The organism is Saccharopolyspora sp. NPDC047091, from assembly GCF_040643635.1.
Lineage (GTDB): Bacteria > Actinomycetota > Actinomycetes > Mycobacteriales > Pseudonocardiaceae > Saccharopolyspora_C.
The window spans coordinates 97,607-116,710 of record NZ_JBEYUS010000010.1; the positions used below are offsets into that span (position 1 = coordinate 97,607).

The 19,104-nt window shown below is 74.0% G+C and carries 17 protein-coding genes; 6 read left to right on the forward strand and 11 right to left on the reverse strand.

The annotated features are described in order from the left end of the window. Window positions 1-7 precede the first annotated feature (7 nt). Together ABZ805_RS07520 and ABZ805_RS07525 are read left to right on the forward strand one after the other, a co-directional pair. Window positions 8-1,609, forward strand: a complete 1,602-nt coding sequence (locus tag ABZ805_RS07520) for an FAD-binding oxidoreductase (protein ID WP_358435818.1) — start codon at window positions 8-10, stop codon at window positions 1,607-1,609. Then, complete coding sequence (locus ABZ805_RS07525; RefSeq protein WP_358435821.1) at window positions 1,606-2,484, forward strand: diacylglycerol kinase; 879 nt, start codon at window positions 1,606-1,608, stop codon at window positions 2,482-2,484. The genes ABZ805_RS07520 and ABZ805_RS07525 overlap by 4 nt, the downstream gene beginning before the upstream one ends. A gap of 6 nt (window positions 2,485-2,490) precedes the next feature. Here ABZ805_RS07525 and ABZ805_RS07530 read toward each other — a convergent pair whose 3' ends face one another. After that, window positions 2,491-2,652 (reverse strand): hypothetical protein, encoded by a 162-nt coding sequence (locus ABZ805_RS07530; protein ID WP_358435823.1) that lies wholly within the window; start codon window positions 2,650-2,652, stop codon window positions 2,491-2,493. A gap of 816 nt (window positions 2,653-3,468) precedes the next feature. On the opposite strand from ABZ805_RS07530, the gene ABZ805_RS07535 reads away from it, so the two are divergent. Next, window positions 3,469-4,752, forward strand: coding sequence for an MFS transporter (locus ABZ805_RS07535; RefSeq protein WP_358435825.1), 1,284 nt, complete (start codon window positions 3,469-3,471; stop codon window positions 4,750-4,752). A gap of 7 nt (window positions 4,753-4,759) precedes the next feature. On the opposite strand, the gene ABZ805_RS07540 is transcribed toward ABZ805_RS07535, so the two are convergent. Beyond that, entirely contained in the window at window positions 4,760-4,942 is a 183-nt protein-coding gene (locus tag ABZ805_RS07540; RefSeq protein ID WP_358435828.1) for a hypothetical protein, read from the reverse strand. A 320-nt stretch (window positions 4,943-5,262) separates the two neighbouring features. Here ABZ805_RS07540 and ABZ805_RS07545 point away from each other — a divergent pair, with 320 nt between their 5' ends. The 3 genes from ABZ805_RS07545 to ABZ805_RS07555 all read left to right on the forward strand — a co-directional run bounded on the left by ABZ805_RS07545 (window position 5,263) and on the right by ABZ805_RS07555 (window position 7,802). Continuing rightward, the gene (locus tag ABZ805_RS07545) at window positions 5,263-6,126 is read left to right on the forward strand and encodes an endo alpha-1,4 polygalactosaminidase (protein WP_358435830.1); all 864 of its coding nucleotides are present in this window, start codon (window positions 5,263-5,265) and stop codon (window positions 6,124-6,126) included. 143 nt (window positions 6,127-6,269) lie between these two features. Next, on the forward strand, window positions 6,270-6,920 hold the full coding sequence (locus ABZ805_RS07550; protein ID WP_358435833.1) for a Crp/Fnr family transcriptional regulator: 651 nt from the start codon (window positions 6,270-6,272) through the stop codon (window positions 6,918-6,920). A gap of 93 nt (window positions 6,921-7,013) precedes the next feature. Beyond that, on the forward strand, window positions 7,014-7,802 hold the full coding sequence (locus ABZ805_RS07555) for a hypothetical protein (RefSeq protein ID WP_358435835.1): 789 nt from the start codon (window positions 7,014-7,016) through the stop codon (window positions 7,800-7,802). Between the two features lie 40 nt (window positions 7,803-7,842). On the opposite strand, the gene ABZ805_RS07560 is transcribed toward ABZ805_RS07555, so the two are convergent. The 9 genes from ABZ805_RS07560 to ABZ805_RS07600 are packed head-to-tail and all read right to left on the reverse strand — an operon-like array spanning window position 7,843 to window position 18,688. Beyond that, complete coding sequence (locus tag ABZ805_RS07560) at window positions 7,843-8,301, reverse strand: carboxymuconolactone decarboxylase family protein (protein ID WP_358435838.1); 459 nt, start codon at window positions 8,299-8,301, stop codon at window positions 7,843-7,845. Next, on the reverse strand, window positions 8,298-9,917 hold the full coding sequence (locus ABZ805_RS07565) for a class I adenylate-forming enzyme family protein (protein WP_358435840.1): 1,620 nt from the start codon (window positions 9,915-9,917) through the stop codon (window positions 8,298-8,300). Before ABZ805_RS07565 ends, ABZ805_RS07560 begins: the two co-directional genes overlap by 4 nt. After that, a complete protein-coding gene (locus tag ABZ805_RS07570; RefSeq protein ID WP_358435843.1) occupies window positions 9,914-11,599 on the reverse strand; it encodes a CoA transferase in 1,686 nt (561 codons plus the stop codon). Before ABZ805_RS07570 ends, ABZ805_RS07565 begins: the two co-directional genes overlap by 4 nt. Then, window positions 11,596-12,369: a methyltransferase domain-containing protein gene (locus ABZ805_RS07575; RefSeq protein ID WP_358435845.1), complete on the reverse strand. Its 774-nt coding sequence runs from the start codon at window positions 12,367-12,369 to the stop codon at window positions 11,596-11,598. The genes ABZ805_RS07570 and ABZ805_RS07575 overlap by 4 nt, the downstream gene beginning before the upstream one ends. 31 nt (window positions 12,370-12,400) lie before the next feature. After that, window positions 12,401-13,960, reverse strand: coding sequence for an AMP-binding protein (locus ABZ805_RS07580; RefSeq protein WP_358435901.1), 1,560 nt, complete (start codon window positions 13,958-13,960; stop codon window positions 12,401-12,403). Window position 13,961: 1 nt separating this feature from the next. Continuing rightward, window positions 13,962-15,332, reverse strand: coding sequence for an NAD(P)/FAD-dependent oxidoreductase (locus ABZ805_RS07585; RefSeq protein WP_358435848.1), 1,371 nt, complete (start codon window positions 15,330-15,332; stop codon window positions 13,962-13,964). Then, on the reverse strand, window positions 15,329-16,312 hold the full coding sequence (locus ABZ805_RS07590; protein WP_358435851.1) for a UbiA family prenyltransferase: 984 nt from the start codon (window positions 16,310-16,312) through the stop codon (window positions 15,329-15,331). The genes ABZ805_RS07585 and ABZ805_RS07590 overlap by 4 nt, the downstream gene beginning before the upstream one ends. Next, entirely contained in the window at window positions 16,302-17,486 is a 1,185-nt protein-coding gene (locus tag ABZ805_RS07595) for a DegT/DnrJ/EryC1/StrS family aminotransferase (protein ID WP_358435853.1), read from the reverse strand. The genes ABZ805_RS07590 and ABZ805_RS07595 overlap by 11 nt, the downstream gene beginning before the upstream one ends. Next, window positions 17,486-18,688, reverse strand: a complete 1,203-nt coding sequence (locus ABZ805_RS07600; protein ID WP_358435904.1) for a DegT/DnrJ/EryC1/StrS family aminotransferase — start codon at window positions 18,686-18,688, stop codon at window positions 17,486-17,488. Before ABZ805_RS07600 ends, ABZ805_RS07595 begins: the two co-directional genes overlap by 1 nt. Window positions 18,689-19,104 lie beyond the last annotated feature (416 nt).

Sequence of the window (19,104 nt, forward strand, 5' to 3'; positions counted from 1 at the left end):
GTAACGCATGACTGAGCTTGAGCACCGCACCCCGGATCTGGCCTGGAACGCCTGGGGCACCACCGACGCGGCGACCCCGGTGTCCGACCAGGTGCGCGGCCTGCTGGAGGCGTTCCTCGGCGTCGAGCACCGCGACACGCCCTCGGTGGACCGGTCCGAAGTGCGCCTCGGCGAGACCCGGCTTCCCGCGGAGGCCCGGGCCGCCCTCGCCGGGATCGTCGGCGACGACGCGATCCGCACCGACGACGAGACCCGGCTGCTGCACGCCGGCGGCAAGAGCACGCCCGACCTGCTGCGCCGCCGCGCCGGCGACGCCGGGGCCGCACCGGACGCGGTGGTGCTGCCCGCGGACCACGACCAGGTGTGCGCGGTCCTCGCCCGCTGTGCCGAGCATCGCATCGCGGTGGTCCCGTTCGGCGGCGGCACCAGCGTCGTCGGGGGAGTGGAGCCCGAGCGCGGCGGCTTCACCTCGCTGATCTCGCTCGACCTGCGACGGCTGGACCGGCTGGTGGCCGTCGACGCCGACTCGCGCACCGCGACCCTGCAGGCCGGGCTGCGCGGACCGGAAGCCGAAGCGCTGCTGGCCGAGCACGGGTTCACCCTCGGGCACTTCCCGCAGAGCTTCGAGCACGCCAGCATCGGCGGCTTCGCCGCCACCCGCTCCTCCGGGCAGGCCTCGGCGGGCTACGGGCGCTTCGACGCCGCGGTGCTGCGGATGCGGGTCGCCACCCCGGGCGGCGAGCTCGACCTGGGCCGGGCGCCGGCGTCGGCGGCCGGGCCGGACCTGCGGCAGCTGTTCCTCGGCTCGGAAGGCGCGTTCGGGATCATCACCGAGGTGACCGCCCGGGTGTACCCGGTGCCCGCCGAGGTCGAGTCCGAGGGCTGGTCGTTCCCCGACTTCGACGCCGGCTCGGCGGCGCTGCGGCGGCTGGCGCAGGAGGAGGCGCTGCCCACCGTCGCGCGGCTGTCCGACGAGACCGAGACCTGGATCAACCTGTCCGCGGCGCACGACGTCGGAGAGGGCGGCGGCCCCGGCGGCTGCCTGCTGATCACCCGGTACGAGGGCGCGCGGGTCGCGGTGTCCGCGCGGGCGCGGGCGCTGCTGGCCGAGGCGGGTGGCGAACCGCTCGGTGCCGAACCCGCCGAGAGCTGGGCGCACGGCCGCTACCACGGCCCGTACCTGCGGGACGCGCTGCTGGACGTGAACGCGCTGGCCGAAACCCTCGAAACGGCGACCACCTGGTCCCGGCTGGCGGAGACCCGCGCCGCCGTGCAGGAGGCCGTGACCGAGGCGCTGGCGGCGCAGGGCACGCCGCCGCTGGTGCTCTGCCACCTCTCGCACGTCTACCCGGCCGGGGCCTCGCTGTACTTCACCGTCGTCTGCGCCCGCGCCGAGGACCCGGTGCGGCAGTGGCGCCGCGCGAAGGACGCGGCGGGGGCGGCGATCAGCCGGGTCGGGGCCACCATCACCCACCACCACGCGGTCGGCCTGGGCCACCGGCCGTGGCTGGCCGACGAGATCGGGGAGCTCGGCGTGCAGGTGCTGGGGGCGGTGAAGTCCGCGGTGGACCCGGCCGGAGTGCTCAACCCGGGCAAGCTGATCCCGTGATCGACGAGATCGCGCTGCTGGTCAACCCGAGCTCGGGCCAGGGTGGGGGCGCGGCGGTCGCGTTGCGCGCGCTGCACTTCCTGCGCGGGGCGGGGGTGTCGGTGCGGGTCCTGGTCGGCCGGGACGCGGCCGAGGCGCAGGCGCTGGCCTACCGGGCCGTCGAGGCGGGAACCGGGGCGTTGGTGGCGTGCGGCGGTGACGGCATCGTCAACCTGGCGCTGCAAGCGGTGGCGGGCACCGGCACGCCGTTCGCGGTGATCCCGTCCGGCACCGGCAACGACCACGCCCGGATGCTCGGCGTCCCGCGGCACGATCCGATCGCCGCGGCCCGCGTGCTGCTGGACGGGGTGGCGCGCCCGATCGACCTCGGGCGCGCCGGGGACCGCTGGTTCGGCACCGTGTTCGCCGGTGGTTTCGACGCGAAGGTCACCGAGCGCACCAACCGGTTGCGCTGGCCGCGCGGGAAGCTGCGCTACAACCTCGCGCTGGTGGCCGAGCTGGCTGCGCTGCGGCCGCTGCACTACGAGCTGGAGCTCGACGGGGAACGGGTGTCCACCAGCGGTGTCCTGGTGGCGGTCGGCAACGGCGCCAGCTACGGCGGCGGCATGCGGGTCTGCCCGGGCGCGGTGCCCGACGACGGGCTCTTCGACGTCACCGTCCTCGGTGCGGTCCCGCTGGCCCGGCTGGTGCGGCTGCTGCCGACGATCTACCCGGGCACGCACGTGGCGCGCCCGGAGGTCACGACCTACCGGGCGCGGCGGGTGCGGCTGTCCACTCCAGGCGTCGTCGGGTACGCCGACGGCGAGCGGTTCGCGCCGCTGCCGGTGGTGTGCGAGTGCGTTCCGCGCGCCGCGACCGCGCTGGTCCCGGTCTGACCCGCGCTAGTTCCAGCGCTGGTCGTGCGGCTCCGACTTGTCCTCGGTCTTGAAGTTGCGCCGCAGCGAGACGCTGACCAGCTTCTCCAGCAGCGAGACGGCCTGGCCCAGGCGGTCGTCCGGCAGCTGGTCGACCAGCTCGTGCAGCAGAGTTCGTTCTTCCCTCACGAGCGAGAGGGTAAGGGACGGAGATCGTCTCACGTCCGGCGGTACCCGGTTCGTTATCCCCGGTCCGGGCCGCGTTCGCGCCACTGTGGCCGGTCGTGGACGCGGCGGCGGGTGGCGGTACCGGGGAAAACGCCTGGTTGACGAGTCAAGTTGTCCCGCGGGTGCGGTCGCACCGCAGGTGGCTCGCGGTGCGGCGGGTGATCGTGGGGCGAGGTCCACTGTGGATCTTGATCGACTTCTGCGGCGGGCGCCCCGCGGGGCGCGGCGTCGCCACCGGCTCCGCCGGAAGTGCGGCGTGCGGAATTCCCGCGAGGCTGATAATTCTTGCTGGATCGCATCGTCGCGAACGGGAGAGCGGCCGTTCGGTGAATCCGAAAATGGCGACCCGAGGTGAATTCACCACGCGACCGACGCACTTTTTCGAAGGTCGCAAAAAGCGCTGTGAACTGCGGCGATGTCACTTCTGAATCGCCGAGACGGTATTCATCGAGCGGGCCCCATCTCATTTCCAGACACCATTGATCCGAGGGTGTGACATTCCTGGATCGGTACCCGCTCCGCGGTTAACGTGAAGCGGCGCGCGGCCGCGATCTTCCCCCCGCGATCCTCGGCAACCGCCGCGATCGACGGCCACCCCGGAGGCGGCGAACGCCCGGCCGCGCCCGAACCAGGCCCGACGACGCCGTCGCGGCCACCGCACCCGGCCCCACCGCGCCGCATCGCGCCCCGCCGAGGCCCCGCCCGCCAGGGGGACCACCCCGTCGGAACCGCGCGGCGCCCCGGCGCGCGGCGGACACCGGTGACCGGAGGAGACCGATGCAGCAGGCGAACCGGCCCGGCACCGCGGTACCGCCGCACCGGGCAGGACCTCGCGGTTTCCTCACCGCGATGGTCGTCGACACCATCGGTTCCGGGGTGTGGGTGACGTTCTCGCTGCTGTACTTCACCGAAGGGCGCGGCATCCCGCTGGCCACCGCCGGAACCGCGCTCAGCACCGGATCGCTCGCCGCGCTCGTGCTCGGCGGGCTCGCCGCGGGCGCGTTCGCCGACCGCGTCGGCCCCTACCCGGCCGCGGTGCTGAGCTGCGCGATCCGCGCGCTGGTGTTCCCCGCCTACCTGTGGGCCGACACCCCGGCCGCGGTGGTGGTGATCGCGTTCGGGGTGAGCCTCGGCGACCGGCTCTACTGGGCCGCGCACGGCGGGCTCGTCGCCGGGATCACCTCCGATGAGCAGGCGCGACGCCGGTTCTTCGCGCTGCTCAACGGGTTGCGCACGATGGGACTCGGGCTCGGCGCCCTGGTCGTCGCCGTCGGCGCCGCGCTGGAGCAGTGGTCCGGGCCGGTGTTCTGGACGGCGATACCGCTGCTCAACGCGGCCGGATTCGCCGTCGCCGGCCTGCTGTTCCGGCGCATCGGCGCGCGCGCCCCGCGGCACCGGCCGTCGGCCGCGGTGACCCGCGGGTACCGCGAGGTGTTCGCGAACCGGCGGTTCCTCGCGTTCACCGGCGCGACCCTCGCGCTCACCCTCGCCGCCGTCGCGTTCGAATCGATCCTGCCGATCTACCTGCGTTGGCTCGGGCTGCCGCTGTGGCTGCCGCCGGTCGCGTACGTGCTGTCCTGCCTGGCGATCCCCGCGTTCCAGCCCGTCGTCCTGCGCTGGGGCAGGGGACGGGCGCCGATGCGGCTGATGGCGCGGTCCGCGCTGCTCGTCGCCGCATCGCTCGGCGGATTCCTGCTGCTCGTCGGCCGGAACGTGTCCGGCGCGGCGCTGCTGCTGGTGGTGCTGGTTCTGGTGTTCAGCCTCGGGCAGGCGCTGTTCGGGGCGGTGGCGATGGTCATCGTGCTCGACTTCGCCGGCGGCTCGGGCGCGGGCCGCTACGGCGCCTGCTACCAGCTGGTGTGGGGGATCGCGAGCGCCGTCGGACCCGGGCTGAACACCGTGCTGTTCGCGGTGTCCGGCACGGCGCCGTGGCTGGTGCTGGCCGGTGCGCTGCTCGCCGCCGCACTCGTCTACCGGCGCCTCGACCGCACCGCGCCCCCGGGAGCCGACCGATCCCGGGGGCGCGCGGTGGCGCCACCGCGCCGCGTGCGGGCGAGGTGAGCGAACGTCAGCGGCCGTGCCGGACCAGGCCCGCGATCTCCACCGGGGCCACGATCGCCAGCGCCGCCGCGATCTCGGTGCGGCCGAACCTGGCGATCAGCAGGTCCAGCTCGATCGCCGCCACCTCCGGGTCCCGCGGTGCCTGCTCGTCCACCAGCTGTCGAACCCGCTCGACCAATCCCTCGTGCATCGCACACTCCCTGCGTCGTCGGTGGGGCGAGCAGTGGGACCGGCCGCCGCGGCGGGCATGACGGCGTACTAGCGAGCACCCACCCTTCGAGTGGAGTCGAGCCGGATTCCTTGACCGTGGCGCCGAAATCTGCGGCTGCCGCCCGGATTGGGCCGAACGGGCGATTGCGATCCGGGGTCGTTCGACCGGGCGGACGGCGCAGCTGCGGCGTTCACCCGGTGCGCCGTTCGACCTGGCGAGCGCGGCGGGGCCGCGGCCTAAGCTGATCTCCGGAGTTCGCGGTGATCGGCACCGCGGCCTGCGCTCGAGGAGTGGATCGAATGGGCTGCGCACCGCTGGCGACGCGCTGCGCCGTGCTCGGCGCGGCAGTGCTCGCACTGGCCGCCTGCGGGACCGAGCCGGACCAGCCGGTGGTGCGCGACATCGCCGCCGAAGCTCCCACCGGCCCGGACCGCAGCGCGCCACCTGTAGGCGGCGTGCACGACTACCAGCTCGGCGGCGCCTACCCGCCGCCCGCCGGAGTCACCGTCGTGACCAGGGACAGCACCGCGGAACCGGTGCCGGGGCTGCACAACATCTGCTACGTCAACGGATTCCAGACCCAACCGGCCGACCGCGACCTCTGGCTGGAGCAGCGGCGCGACCTGGTGCTGTCCGGGCCCGACGGGGAACCGGTGATCGATCCGGACTGGCCGGACGAACTCCTGCTGGACACCTCCACCGAACAGCACCGCACCCGGCTCGCCGAGATCATCGGCGCCACCGTGGCCGACTGCGCCGCCCGCGGCTTCGACTCCGTGGAACTGGACAACCTCGACTCCTACACCCGCTCCGACGGGGCGCTCGACGCCGACGACAACCTCACCTTCGCGCGCCTGCTGGTCGACGCCGCGCACGGTGCCGGGCTCGCCGTGGCGCAGAAGAACGCCCCCGACCTCGGTGTGCGCGGCAAGGACGAGGCCGGCTACGACTTCGCGATCGCCGAGAGCTGCCACCGCTGGACCGAGTGCGCGGACTACACCGAGCACTACGGCGGCCTGGTGCTCGACATCGAGTACGCCGACGACCTGCGCGGCACCTTCCCCGAGGTCTGCGCCGACCCGGAGACCCCCGCCACCACCACGCTGCGCGACCACGACCTCGTGCCGCCCGCGGACCCCGCCCACGTCTTCGACCACTGCTGAGCCCGCCCGGCGTCGTCGCCGCGGGACGGGAATCCGCAGCGGCACGGGATCACCGGGGCTCTTGCTGGGCCGTCCGGGTGGAGTGCGCGGCGTCGTCCGGCGAGTCGTCGTCATCGGGGCCCCGGTGCCGGACAATTCCGGTCGTGCGGGACAACCGAGCCGACGAAGGCAGGACGACCCTCCGGGACGCGGGCGGCGCGTTCGTGTTCCGGCGCGACCACCGGCTGATGAGCGTCGGCGATGCCGCGACCGACGTGGTGCTCCTCGGCGCCGGCCTGGTCAAGATCGTGCTGCCGGACCGGGCGGGGGGTCAGCCGATCGCCGGGGTGTGCGGTCCAGGGGAACTGCTCGGCGACATCGGTGCGATGTACGCGGAGGTCCGCACCGCGAGCGTCGTCGCGCTCTCCCCGGGGCACGGGTGGCGCCTCCCGGCGGATCGTTTCCTGCACCTGCACGACCAGCACCGATCGGTGCGCGACCTGGTCCACGAGACCTTGCGGCGGCGCCAGCAGATCCTCGACGAGCGCCAGGTGTGGCAGACCCGGACGCTGCTGGTGCGGCTCGCGCGGGAACTCCGGTTCTGGGCGGACCGGTTCGGGCGGCGCACCGACGCCGGAGCGCGCGTCGACGGGCTCACGCAGGAGGACATCGCGGGCGTGCTCGGAGCGTCCCGCCAGCACGTCGAGGACGAGTTGCGCAGACTGCGCGAGCAAGGCCTGATCCGCACCGCCCGGTGCACGTTCACGGTCGTCGACCCGGCGAGGCTGGACGAGCTGATCCAGCCGGATCGCTGATACCCCCGGAAATCCGGGAGTGCGGGCGGTGACCCCGTTCCACGATGGCTCCTCCGAACGTGATCACTCGTCTGGAGGATTTCAGTGCCACACGTGTCCCCAACCCGGACCTTGCTCGGCGTCGACGTCGTCGGCTCCGCGCGCATCCCCGGCTACCACGCCGAGGAGATCCCCGCCGCCATCGCCGAACTGCTCGACACCGCGCTGACCACGGCCGAGATCAGCCGCGACGAGGTGCTCAGCTGGGACTCGACCGGCGACGGCGCGCTGCTGACGCTGCCCGGTTCCCTGCTGGGATCGGTGCTCGACGCGGCCGCGAAGCTCGAATCGGCCGCGATCCGCCGGAACCAGCGGCGCAAACCGGAGATCCTGCTGCGGGTCGCCGTGGAATCCGGCCCGGTGCACGGCGGCGCGTACTACGAGCGGTCGAAGGTGACGTTGACCCGGATGCTCGACGCCGACGCGTTCAAGCAGCTGTTCGGCCGCTGCCGCGCCGAGCGCGGGATCGCCACCGCGCTCATCGTGTCCGACCACGCGAAGAAGGTCGCCTTCAGCGGTGACCACGTGCGGGAGCTGCAGGAGGACGAGTTCGTCCCGCTGCACGTCGGCAACAAGGAGCACGACGAGACCGCGTGGGTGCGCGTGCCCGGCTGCGACCCCGGCCTCGTGCAGCGGTTCCTGCCCGGCCCCGACGGCTCCGCACCGGACGACCGGCCGACGCACCCCGGCGATGCCCGGGACGACGGCCGGGCGGGAGGCGCCGCGGCGGAATCCCCGCAGCCGGACGGATCCCCGCAGCCCAGCGTGCAGAACGTGATCAACGGATCGTCCCGCAAGTCGTTCCAGGGCGGTGTGATCAACGGCGACATCACCTTCCACTAGCGCCGGGATCGCAGCGGCCGCCGGTCGGGGGCGGCCGCTCTCATCCCCGCACCCCCGCGGATCCGATGGCGAGGCGGTTGAAGGTGTTGATCAGGCTGATCGTCCACAGCAGGTGAGCGAGCTGGGCCTGGTCGAAGTGGGTTTCGGCGGACCGGTAGTCCTCGTCGGGGACCTGTCCGCCGGGCAGCAGCGTGACCGCTTCGGCGAGCTGCAGCGCGGCCCGCTCGGGCGCGGTGAACTCGGACGAGCCGGCCCAGCGGACCAGCGCGTCCAGTCGCTGCCGGGACGCGCCGAGCTCCTGCGCCCGCACCGTGTGCAGGCCGGTGCAGAACGCGCAGCCGTTGAGCTGCGAGGCGTGCAACCGCACCAGCTCCAGCAGGACCGGGTCCAGACCGGCGTCCTGCGCGGCGGCACCGGACCGCTCGGCCAGCCGCTGCAGGTCGGCGAAGTCGTCCGGGGTGAGCGCGAGCAGGTCGAGGCGGGGCGTGAGCGTGGTCATCGGGTTCCTCCCGGTGCGGTGGTGCGCTCGGTGGCGAGCGCGGTGACGGTGCGGCGGCAGACCTTGCCGGTCGGTGCCAGGGGGAGTTCGGGCAATACCAGCAGGAATTCCGGCAGCTTGCGGCGTTCCAGGCCGCGGTCTCGCTCCAGGAATCCGGTGAGCGCGTCGAGGGTGAGCTCCGCGGTGCCGGGGGTGTGGCTCACGCAGGCGCACAGCCGTTCGCCGAGGTCGTCGTCGGGGATCCCGACGCAGGCCACGTCGACGACCGACGGGTGCGCGGCGATCTCGCGTTCGACCTCGGCCGGGCTGATGTGGTATCCGCCGCGCGAGACGACCTGGCGCAACCGGCCCAGCACGTGCAGCCTGCCGTGCTCGTCGAGCATCCCGCGGTCCCCGCTGCGCACCCAGCCGTCCGCGGTGCGGTAGCGGCCGTCGAGCTCCGGGTCGGCGACGTAGCTCAGCGGGGTCATCGGGCCACGGGCCAGGATCTGGCCGCTCTCCCCGCGCGGCACCTCGTCCTCGGCGGCGTCGACGACGCGGATCTCGGCGACGGCGGGGTCCGGCAGGCCGGTGCCGGGCGCGCTCGGGGTGCGGGCGGTGTGGCAGTTGATGCCGTCCGAGGAGCCGTACACGCTGATCACCCGGGCGCCGAACCGGTCCGCGGCGGCATCCCGGGCCACGTCGGACAGCGGGGCTCCGCTGGACACGACGACGCGCACGGAGGAGAGATCCTCGTCCGGGGCCGCCGGGTGGTCGGCGAGGCGGCGCAGCATCGTCGGCACCCCGAACACGTGGCCGGGCCGGTGGTGCCCGATCAGCTCGAAGGTGCGGGCCACGTCGAAACCGCCGGGCAGCACGAGCGTGGCGCCCAGCGCGGCGATCGCGACGTGCGTCGCGCAGGAACCGTAGGACGAGGCCATCGACATCAGCAGCAGCGCCCGCATCGGCACCGGCCCGGCTTCCGCGAGGGCCCGCACGTAGTTCGCCCGGCCCCCGGCCATCGCGTTGTGCGAGTAGGCGATCATCTTCGGCTCCGCCTCGGAACCGGAGGTGACCAGGATGCGCACCGGCGCTTCCGGGTCGTGCTCCCGCGCCGCCCACCGCGCCGCCGGGGCGTCGTCCAGCGACCGCGGGCCGGATTCCCCGGCACCGAAGGTGAAGGCGCGGCGCAGGTAGGGGAGTGCACGTGCGTCGTCGGCGTCCTCGGTGGTGCCGAAGATCGCCGCGGCCGCCCGGGACCGGCCCAGCAGGCTGCGGGTGTCCCGGAATCCGCGCCCCGCCGGGTAGGCGAGGACCACACCGCCGACGGCGGCGACGGCGAGTTCCGCGATGGCCATCCGACTGCCGTTGGGCAGCCGGATGCCGACGACGTCGCCCGCGCCGATCCCCGCGCGGTCCAGGGCCGCCGCGACCCGGTCCACCTCGCGGTCCAGCGCCGCGTAGTCCAGCACGCCGTCGGCGTCGAGCACCGCTTCCCGGTGCGGATGGGCGCGGACCTGCTCGCGGAACAGGGCGTGCACGTCGCGGCCCGGGCAGTGCCCGTCCCGGACCCACCGCGCGCGCAGCGCGGCGGGCACCAGGTCGCCGATGGCGACCCGATCGGTGCTGTCGATCATGAGAACTCCCAGGGAGGTAACGGGAACACGTGGTCGTCGGCGCGGCCCAGCGCGGCGGCGAACCGGTCGTCGGTGGTCAGCTCGCGCAGGTCCGCGCACACCGGGGTGACGACGACCCCGGATTCGGCGCCGCGGCGGACCCACTCGGCGGTGGGGCGCGTGCGGAACCGGGTGGTGAGGTCGCCGGGACCGAACGCGGCGGCCGCGGTGGCGGGGTCGATTCCCGGCGGCAGCACGGCGAAACCGTCCTCAGTCCACAATGGAGCCGCGAGCGGATCGGGCGCGCGCCGGCCGGGCCGGGGCACCAGCCCGGCCGCGGAGAACAGCGAGGTGTCCACTCGTGAGCCCTCCCCGGTGCGCACCCGGTGCAGCAGCGCGCCCAGCACGCCCTGCGCGCACACCAGCCCGCCGAGCACATCGGTCAACGTCATCAGCGACGGGCGCACCGGGTCGCCCGCGGGGGACAGCGCCGCGGCCAGCCCGCCGCCCGCCTGCACCAGGAAATCCGTGCCCAGCGGCGGATTCGGCCCGGCCGCCTCGCCCCACCCGGACGCCCACGCGTAGACCAGCCCGGGCCGGGCGCGCGCCAGGTCGGCGGAGTCCAGCCCGAGCTGCGCGGCCTTGCCCGGCGCCCAGTTGTGCACGAACACCTCGGCGCCCGCCACCAGCTCGCGCAGCTCCCGCCGCCCGGCGGCGGACTTGATGTCCACCTCGACGACCCGCTTGCCGTCGTTGAGCGAGCGGTAGCGCACCGAGGTGCCCCCGGCGGTCGGCGGGATGCCGCGCATCGGATCGCCCCCGGGCGGTTCGACGCGGATCACCTCGGCGCCGAGCATCCGCAGCACGTGCCCGGTGACCGGGCCCTGCACCCGCCGGGTCGACTCGACCACGACGAGGCCGTCGAGGGGCGCGGGGCCACCGCGCGGGCGGAGGGCGGCACCGGGCCGGCCCAGGGGAGCGGTGGTGCAGGCGGGAACCTCCCACGGCGGCACCGGATCCTCCCGGACCGGCAGCACCGCCACTCCGGACTCCGCCGCCGCGGCCAGCACCTCGGCGAACCGGGCGCGGCCCACCGCCGCGTGCAGGGCGGGCGGTAGCGCGCAGCACGCCGTGCCGAAGCGCCGCTGGAACGGGCCCCAGCCGCGCGCGATCGCGGCGTGCTCGGCACCGAGAGCCTGCCAGAACCGCAGCCACGGGTCCGCGTCGAGCGTCTCCAGCTCGCAACGCACCCCGTCGGCGGTGGTGAACGGCGGCCGCGCCCCACCGGGCTCCGGCCGCGGTTCCGCGTCCTCGGCGGTGTCGGCGTCGGTGGCCGCGACCGCCAGGTACTGCTGCACGCTGAGCAGCGCGGCCGCCGCCACCGAGGTGCGCACCCGTGCCATCCGCGCGCCCCGGGCCCGCGCGATCGCCGCCGCCAGTTCGCCCTGGCTCGCCAGCACGCCCGCGACGACCGAGGCGTAGTCGACGCCCAGCGCGGCGGGACGCCCGGCGGCCCTGCCGTGCACGTGCATGATGCCGCAGGCCGCCTGCACCGCGGCCTCGTCCGGCAGCACCGCCCGCACCGGCCCGGACCAGTCGATCTCGCAGCGCACAGCGGGGTCGACCGGCCCGCCGGTCAGGACGTCGCGGACCTCGGCGGCGACCCGCGCCACCGAGCGCGTCGAGGTGGGTACCCCGCTCACCGCGCCGGCTTCCGGCCGTGCACCGAGTACATCAGGCAGGACGTCGCGCGGAAGTCCGGGTGCCGCACGATCTCCCGCACCTGGTCCAGTTCCCCCGCGGTCATCCCGGCCGACACCAGCTCCGCGTGCATGTCCACAGTGGATTGCACGAGCAGCAGCAGGTCCGGGCTGCCCGGGTGGCGCAGCTGCACCTGCGGATGCGGGTCGATCTCGACCAGCCCGGCCAGGTGCATCGCCAGCGGCACCTGCCTGCCCCAGTCGGTGCCCACCCCCGCCGCCCGCATCGCGGTCGCCTTCGCCGCGAGGAACTTCTCGTACAGCAGCGCCGATTCCGCGTCCCCGGCCAGCAGCAGCGGCTCGTAGGACGTGTCGAACTCGTCGATCTGCAACCACCCGCCCGGTTTCAGCGCACTCACCAGCTTCGCCAGCACCGCCTCCCGCTCGGGCAGGTGGCGCAGCACCAGGCGCGCCACCACCAGGTCGAACGCCTCCTCGGACAGCGGATCGGTGACGACGTCGTGCTCGACGACCGGCGGCCGCGACCGCGGGTTCGGCCGCACATCCGTGGCCAGCACGCTGCCGGAGGGCGCCACCCGGTCCGCGAGCCACCGCGCGATCTCGCCGTCGCCCGCACCCACGTCCAGGCAGTGCCACCCGTCACCCACCCCGGTCTCCGCGAGGCGGGCGCGGGTGAGCGGGTCGTGCGCCGCCGACAGGTGCCGGTGCCGCCCGTGCGCCCGCCGCTGATCGAAGACGTAGATCCCGGTCACCACCGGCTTCCTCCTCCGCGCGTCCGGACCGTCACGTCCACCGGCCGGATCCGGGCGTGTCGGTGTTCCCGGTGAGCCGCTCCAGCAGCAGGGCGCGCCGGACCTTCCCGGTACCGGTGCGCGGCACCGCATCCCACGTCAGCACCACCGGTTCGGCCAGCGCGGGCAGTCCGCGGATCGCGCGGCGCCACGCTCCGCTCGGCAGCGCTCCGTCCGCGGTCACCACCACCGGCAGCGGGAGGTCGCCGGGACGGCCCAGCAGCACGCACTCCAGCGCCTGCGGCAGCCGGTCCTCCAGCACGTCCTCGGTCCCCAGGCAGCTCAGCCGCGGCGTCCGGTCCACCTCGCGGTCCAGCAGCGACACGTGGCCGTCCCGGTGGTGCACGCCGATGTCACCGGTGTTCCACCACGGCCCGCGCGCCTTCGCCGCCCAGCGCTCCGATTCGCCCGCGTAGTCCAGGCAGCGCGCCGCGGTCCGCGCGAACACCAGGCCCGGCGTGCCGCGCGGCACCGGCTCGAAGGTGTCCGGGTCCACGACCCGCAGCCGCGTCTTCACCGGGATCGGGCGGCCCAGGTTCCGCGCCCCGGCAGCGGAACGCCTGGTGTGGAAGCGGAACGTCAGCGGCCCCGTCTCCGTCTGCCCCCAGCCCTGCATCCACAGCGGACGCCGGTGCGCGGAGGCGTGCAGGTAGGCGCGGATCGTCGGCGGGTGCACCGCGTCGTAGGTGCTGATGAACAGCCGCACCCGGCGGAACGGGTTGTCCAGCCGCTCGGTCAGCGCCCGGAACCGCACGTAGGACGCGGGCAGCGCCTCCACGATCGTCGGCGGGTAGGCGCGCAGCACCGGATCGACCCGGTCCGGATCGGCCGAGCTGAGCACCACCAGCTCGCGCGGCTGCCTGCTCAGCGCCACCGCGGTCCAGCAGAACGTCCGGCCGTGCGCGTAGGAACTCGCGTTGACCACCACGTCGTCGGGGCGCACCCCGATCACCGGCACCGGATTCGACTCGAACCGCGCCAGCTGCCCGATGATCGTGCGGGTGGAGTGCACCACCAGCTTCGGCACGCCCGTCGTCCCCGAGGTGTGGTTGATGACCAGCGGTGCGTCGTCCGGGCGCAGCCGCGGCGCCGGAGCGGACCGGCCGCGCACCTCGTCCAGCCGCACCGCGCCCGGCGCCTCCCCGTCGAGCAGCAGCGCGGTGCGCGCGGCGGACACCAGGTCCAGGCCCTGCTCCGCGCACCGCCGCACCAGCGCACCGGAGGTCACCAGCACCGCCGCGTCCAGCCGCTTGAGCAGCTGCTCCAGCGCCGTCGTCGACAGCTCCGCGGACAGCTGCGCGGGCACCGCCCCGATCCGCACCGCCGCGCACGCCAGCAGGTCGTAGTCCCAGTGGTTCTCCTTGACGATCGCCACCCGGTCCCCGCGCCCCGCACCGGCCGCCGCGAGCCACCCGGCCGCGGTCCGCACCAGGTCGGCGAGCTCCGCGACCCCGTAGGACGAGCCGCCGTCCGGCGCGATGTCGAACGGCCGGTCCAGCCGCACCGCCGTCGCGGTGCCGCGCCGCGCGCACTCGTCGAACAGGACGCCCATGTCATGCGGTTTCAATGCGTCGGCTCCTCGCCTGGGTCGGAATGCTCAACGGGGCGCGCAGCCTGCTCAGCACCCGGGAGGCGGCCAGCGCGCCGGAACGCACCGCGCCCTCGCTGGCGGGGCGCAGCATCACCCAGTCCCCGGCGTAGTCGACGGGGCGCAAGCGGCGCGCCATGAACCGGGACCGCAGGCCCAGCGCCTGCGGGGTGGCCTCCGGCAGGCCGTGCGGGTGGCGGTGCACGAAGTTGCGGCGGTTCGCCGCGAGCAGCTCCGGCAGGTATCGGGCCGCGGCACCGGTCAGCCGCGCCACGACCTCCTCGTCCGGCAGGTCCAGCAGGCCCGCCGTGGTGCGCGCGTTCGGCATCAGCGTGAGCAGTCCCGCGCCGGCCGGTGCCCGGTCCGGATGCTTCTGGTGGTCGAACAGGATCGCCGAGAGCACCTCGTCCTCGGCCTCCGGGGTGAGCAGCACGTACGGCGGGGCGCCGTGCTCCGGCGCCAGCGGCCGGTCCAGCAGGCAGCTCACCTTCAGCGCCGGGGTGAACGTGCAGGCCTCCAGGTACGCCGCCTCCGCTTCCGGTGCGCCCGGGTGCAGCCGCGCGGCGACCGGTGCGGGCACGCACAGCAGCACCGCGCGCGCCGCCACCACCTCGTCGCCGACGTGCAGCCGGGCCGCGGAGCCGGTGGAGACGACCTGGTGCACCCGCTGCCCGGTCCGCACGTCCAGCCCGGCGGCGAGCCGCCGCGCCAAGGTGTCCATGCCGCCGCGGTAGGTCCGCCAGTTCGACGCGTCGCCGACCGCCAGCAGCAGCGACACCATCACCGCCGCCGAGGACCGTTCGGTGTCCCAGCCGAAGAAGGTGCCCGCGACGGGTTGCAGCAGGTAGTCGTGCAGGTCCGGGTGGTACCGGCGGGCGAAGTCGGCGACGGAGCTGTCGGCCAGCGGGGTGTGCTGCGGGTCGTCGGTGGCGAACTCGCCGCGGCGGCGGGACAGCCACATCTGGAACCGGGCCAGGTCCACCCGGGCCAGCGGGGACAGCCCGGCACCGGTGAGCAGCCCGCGCGGTTCGGCGACCCCGGGGTGCGCGCGGCCGTCCCGCCACATCGAGATCGGGCTGCTGATCAGCGGGATCTCGTGGTCCTCGACGCCGACCCGGGCCAGCAGCTCCCACGTCGCGCGGTAGCCGCGGGGCGACAGCTGCTCGGCGCCGGTGTCGATGGTGTACCCGTCGACGCGGGCGCTCGCGGTGCGTCCGCCGACGTGCTCGGCGGCCTCGTACACGCGGACGTCGAGCCCGGCGCGGGTCAGCTCGGTGGCGGCGGTGAGCCCGGCCATGCCCGCACCCACCACGGCTACGTCCAGCTCGTCGCTCATCCGGTGGCACCCCCGAACGCCGCGAGCAGGTTCGCCGCGACCAGCAGCACCACGTACAGCCGGTGCACCCGGAACCCGAGCCTGCGGGCGCGCATGATGTCACCGGCGCGGAACCCGAGCTGGTACTGCCGGGCGCGCAGCGCGTTGCCGGGCAGCAGCAGCACCGCGAACCACCACGGCGCCACCCCGCTGACCGACGCGCCCAGGCACAGCAGGAACTCGCCCAGCGACAGCGCCCCGATGAACAGCGCGTTGCCGCGCGGCGAGGTCAGCGCCGCCACCGTCGGCCGGCCCACCGCCCGGTCGCCCGCGACGTCGTTGGTGTTGGAGTACACCCCGAACATGAGCGGCCCGAGGCCGAACAGCACCGCCTGCACCAGCACGAACCCGGAGAACTCGCCGGTCGCCAGCCCGTACGGGGCGAGCACCAGCACGGTGCCCAGCGCGACGAGGAACGCCTCCTGGAAGCCGTGGTAGCTGAGCTTGAGCCCGTAGGAGTACTGCAGCGCGATCACGAAGGTCACCGCGATCACCACGATCGTCCACATCGGACGGTGCGGGGCGACGACGGCGGCCGCCAGCCACAGCAGCGCCCCGCACCCGGCGGCGGCCCAGCCGAAGCCCAGCGCCTCCCGCTCGGTCAGCGCGCCGGAGACCAGCGGTTTGCGCAGCTTCTTGCGCAGCGGATCGTTCGGCCCGTAGTTGGCGATGTCGCTGCCGTCGCGGAACCCCGTCACGTCGTCGAACGACACCAGCGCCACCAGGGTGCAGACCTCGCCGAGCAGGAACAGCAGCAGCATCGGCAGCGCCTCGGCGCCCGCGGCGAACCCGGCGGCGGGCAGCGCGGCCGCGCCGACCACGAACACGCTGAGGTAGTAGTCGTAGACGTCGAGCTTGCCCAGGCGGGCGAAGGTGCGGGCCTTGCTCTCCGGCCTGCCTGCCCCGGTGCGTTCGGGGGCGGCGTGCAGGTCACTGGTCATCGTGTCGTGCTGCTCCTGTTCCGGACTGGCTGGTGCCCGGCGCCTGCGCGCGCGGGCGGTGGCGGGCGAACTCGCAGACCGCGTCGGCGATCCGGGTCACGTCCCCGTCGGTGAGGTGCGGGTAGATCGGGAGGGCGATGATGCGGGCGCTGGCCCGCTCGGCGTTCGGCCAGTGCTCGTCCACGGGTGCCCAGGGCCGGAACGCGGCCTGGTGCGGCAGCGCCAGCGGGTAGTACACGTGCGAGCCGATCCCGTGCTCGACGAGGTATTCCCGCAGCGCGTCGCGTTCCTCGGCGAGCAGGCAGTACACGTAGTGGCAGCGGCCCTCGCGGCCCGGTGGTGGCGGGTGCACGCCGTGCTCGGCGAGCGGGGCGAAGCGCTCCGTGTAGTGCTCGGCGATCTCGGCACGCCGCCGGAGCCGGGCGGGCAGGCCCGGGTACCGGTAGCGCTGGAACGCGGCCTGGATCTCGTCGAACCGGCTGTTGGTGCCGACGACGCGGTGCACGAACCGCTCCTGCTGGCCGTGGTTGCGCAGCATCCGGACCCGCTGCCCCAGCTCGGGGTCGCGGGTGACGACGGCGCCGCCTTCGCCGGGCATGCCGAAGGACTTGACCTGGACGAAGGAGTAGACGCCCGCGTCGCCCCACAACCCGGCGGGCGTACCGCGCAGCACCGCGCCCTGGGCGACCGCGGAATCCTCGACCAGCCGCAGGCCGTGCTCGGCGGCCAGCTCGGTGAACCGGGGCATGTCGGCCATGATCGAGAACATGTGCGCGGGCAGCAGCGCCTTGGTGCGGTGGGTGATGTGCCGCCGCGCCGACTCGGGGTCGAGCACCATGGTGCGCGGGTCGATGTCGGCGAACACCGGGACGGCGCCGACCTCCAGCACGGCACCGGCCAGCGGGGCGCACCCGAACGCGGGCACCACGACCTCGTCACCGGGGCCGACGTCCACGGCGCGCAGCACCAGCCCGAGCGCGGTGGTGCCGCTGCCGCAGGCGATGACGTCGGCGGCGCCGAGATCGTCGCGCAGCAGCTCCTCGAATTCCCGGGTTTGTTCACCGAGGATGAATTTCTGTCGAGGATCCCGACCGATCTCGCCGATGATATCGAGCATCACCTTGCGATCGTCTTCGAACAGATCGGGCGGGAAGAACGGAATCTCGGAACGCATCACGCGCGCCTCCCGGAATAGAAGGAGCGGATCGACGAGCACACCCGATCGAGTTGCCCGAGGGTGAGGTCCGGGTAGAGCGGAAGGGCCACCGCACGCCGCGCCGCCGCTTCCGCGTGGGGCAGCGGAACCTTCGCGGAATAATCCGCCGAAAAGCAGGGTTGCCGGTGCAGCGGAATGGGGTAGTAGGTTTCGGTGCCGATTTCCGCGCGGGCCAGCCACTCGACCAGCTCGTCGCGGCGCTCCACCTCGACCAGGTAGACGTACCAGGCGCTCGTCGAGCCGGGGCCGCGGTCGAGGACCTCCGGCAGCCGCACGATCCCCGGCACGTCCGCGAGCCGCTCCCGGTAGGCGGCGGCCAGCTCGGCGCGGCGCGCGATGTCCCGGTCCAGCTCCGGCAGCTTCGCCAGCAGCACCGCCGCCTGGATGTCGTCCATCTTGCTGTTCGTGCCCGGCCGGGCGGTCTCGGTGGAGATGCCGGGGAAGTGGTCCAGGGTGTGCCCGAACCGCCCGTGGTGGCGCAGCCCCGCGACCAGCTCCGCGGTCCGCGGATCGTCGGTCAGCACCGCCCCGGCGTCGCCGATCGCGCCGAGCGTCTTGCTCGGGAAGAACGAGAGCACGCCGCCCGCGCCGTGCAGCCCGGCGTGCACTCCGACCTGGCGCATCCCGATCGCCTCGGCGCTGTCCTCCAGCACCACCAGCCCGTGCCGCGCCGCGACCCGGGACACCGCGCTCATGTCCGCCATCTGCGAGAACAGGTGCGCGGGCAGCACGAACCGGGTGCGCGGGCCCGCGACCCGCTCCACCTCGGCCGGGTCCAGCGCATAGGTCACCGGGTCGATGTCGGCGAACACCGGGCGGCCCCCGGCCAGCACCACCGAACTCGCGGTCGCCACGAACGAGTAGGCGGGGACCACCACCTCGTCCCCGGGCCGCAGCCCCACCGCCCGCAGCAGCAGGACCAGCGCGTCCGTCCCGCTGTTCACGCCGATCGCGTACCGCGCGCCGGTGTACTCGCAGAGCCGCCGTTCCAGCTCGGCGACCTGCTTGCCGTGGGAGAACTTGCCGTTGTCGAAGACCGCTTCGACGCGGTCGCTGATGGCCGGCCAGAGCCGGTCGAACGTGCGGGCCTGCGAGAAGAACGGAACGGGCGCGGACGAATCCGGCGGGCTCGATAATTCCCGCGTCCCGGTGTCATGCACACCGCGGGACACGACGGTCAACTCCTGGGAAATGGGGAGGGATCTTCGGCTAGGCAAAGTAGCGGAACGCCGCGCGGATCCGAAAGGCCACCGGAACGTGAAGCGCGTTTTTCATCCTTTCCGGTGATCACCTGCGGGTGGCGCGCGGACCCGGTTCCTGGGCTGTTCGGGGAAATCGTTAGTCTTGCCCTCCGGCGGCCCCGCGCGGTCGCCGACCTGCATTCCGCCACGCATCCCGAATGGTCGCCCGATCCGTCCCGTGTGGACGGTTCGGGAAAAGGCGTGAACTCCGGAACCGGTGCGGAAGCGGGAACGAATTCGCGGAGAACGGCGAAACCCGGCCGGGATCCCCCGGTCCGAACCCCGGCATGCGGCGGACTCCGGAATCCCGGAAACAACCTCGAACCCCTCTGGAG

What these genes read in the sequence shown, in the direction of transcription:
- ABZ805_RS07520 (WP_358435818.1), top strand. Translation starts at nt 8, where the DNA reads ATGACTGAGCTTGAGCACCGCACCCCGGATCTGGCCTGGAACGCCTGG.
- ABZ805_RS07535 (WP_358435825.1), top strand. Translation starts at nt 3,469, where the DNA reads ATGCAGCAGGCGAACCGGCCCGGCACCGCGGTACCGCCGCACCGGGCA.
- ABZ805_RS07540 (WP_358435828.1), bottom strand. Translation starts at nt 4,942, where the DNA reads ATGCACGAGGGATTGGTCGAGCGGGTTCGACAGCTGGTGGACGAGCAG.
- ABZ805_RS07545 (WP_358435830.1), top strand. Translation starts at nt 5,263, where the DNA reads ATGGGCTGCGCACCGCTGGCGACGCGCTGCGCCGTGCTCGGCGCGGCA.
- ABZ805_RS07560 (WP_358435838.1), bottom strand. Translation starts at nt 8,301, where the DNA reads ATGACCACGCTCACGCCCCGCCTCGACCTGCTCGCGCTCACCCCGGAC.
- ABZ805_RS07565 (WP_358435840.1), bottom strand. Translation starts at nt 9,917, where the DNA reads ATGATCGACAGCACCGATCGGGTCGCCATCGGCGACCTGGTGCCCGCC.
- ABZ805_RS07580 (WP_358435901.1), bottom strand. Translation starts at nt 13,960, where the DNA reads ATGGGCGTCCTGTTCGACGAGTGCGCGCGGCGCGGCACCGCGACGGCG.
- ABZ805_RS07585 (WP_358435848.1), bottom strand. Translation starts at nt 15,332, where the DNA reads ATGAGCGACGAGCTGGACGTAGCCGTGGTGGGTGCGGGCATGGCCGGG.
- ABZ805_RS07590 (WP_358435851.1), bottom strand. Translation starts at nt 16,312, where the DNA reads ATGACCAGTGACCTGCACGCCGCCCCCGAACGCACCGGGGCAGGCAGG.
- ABZ805_RS07595 (WP_358435853.1), bottom strand. Translation starts at nt 17,486, where the DNA reads ATGCGTTCCGAGATTCCGTTCTTCCCGCCCGATCTGTTCGAAGACGAT.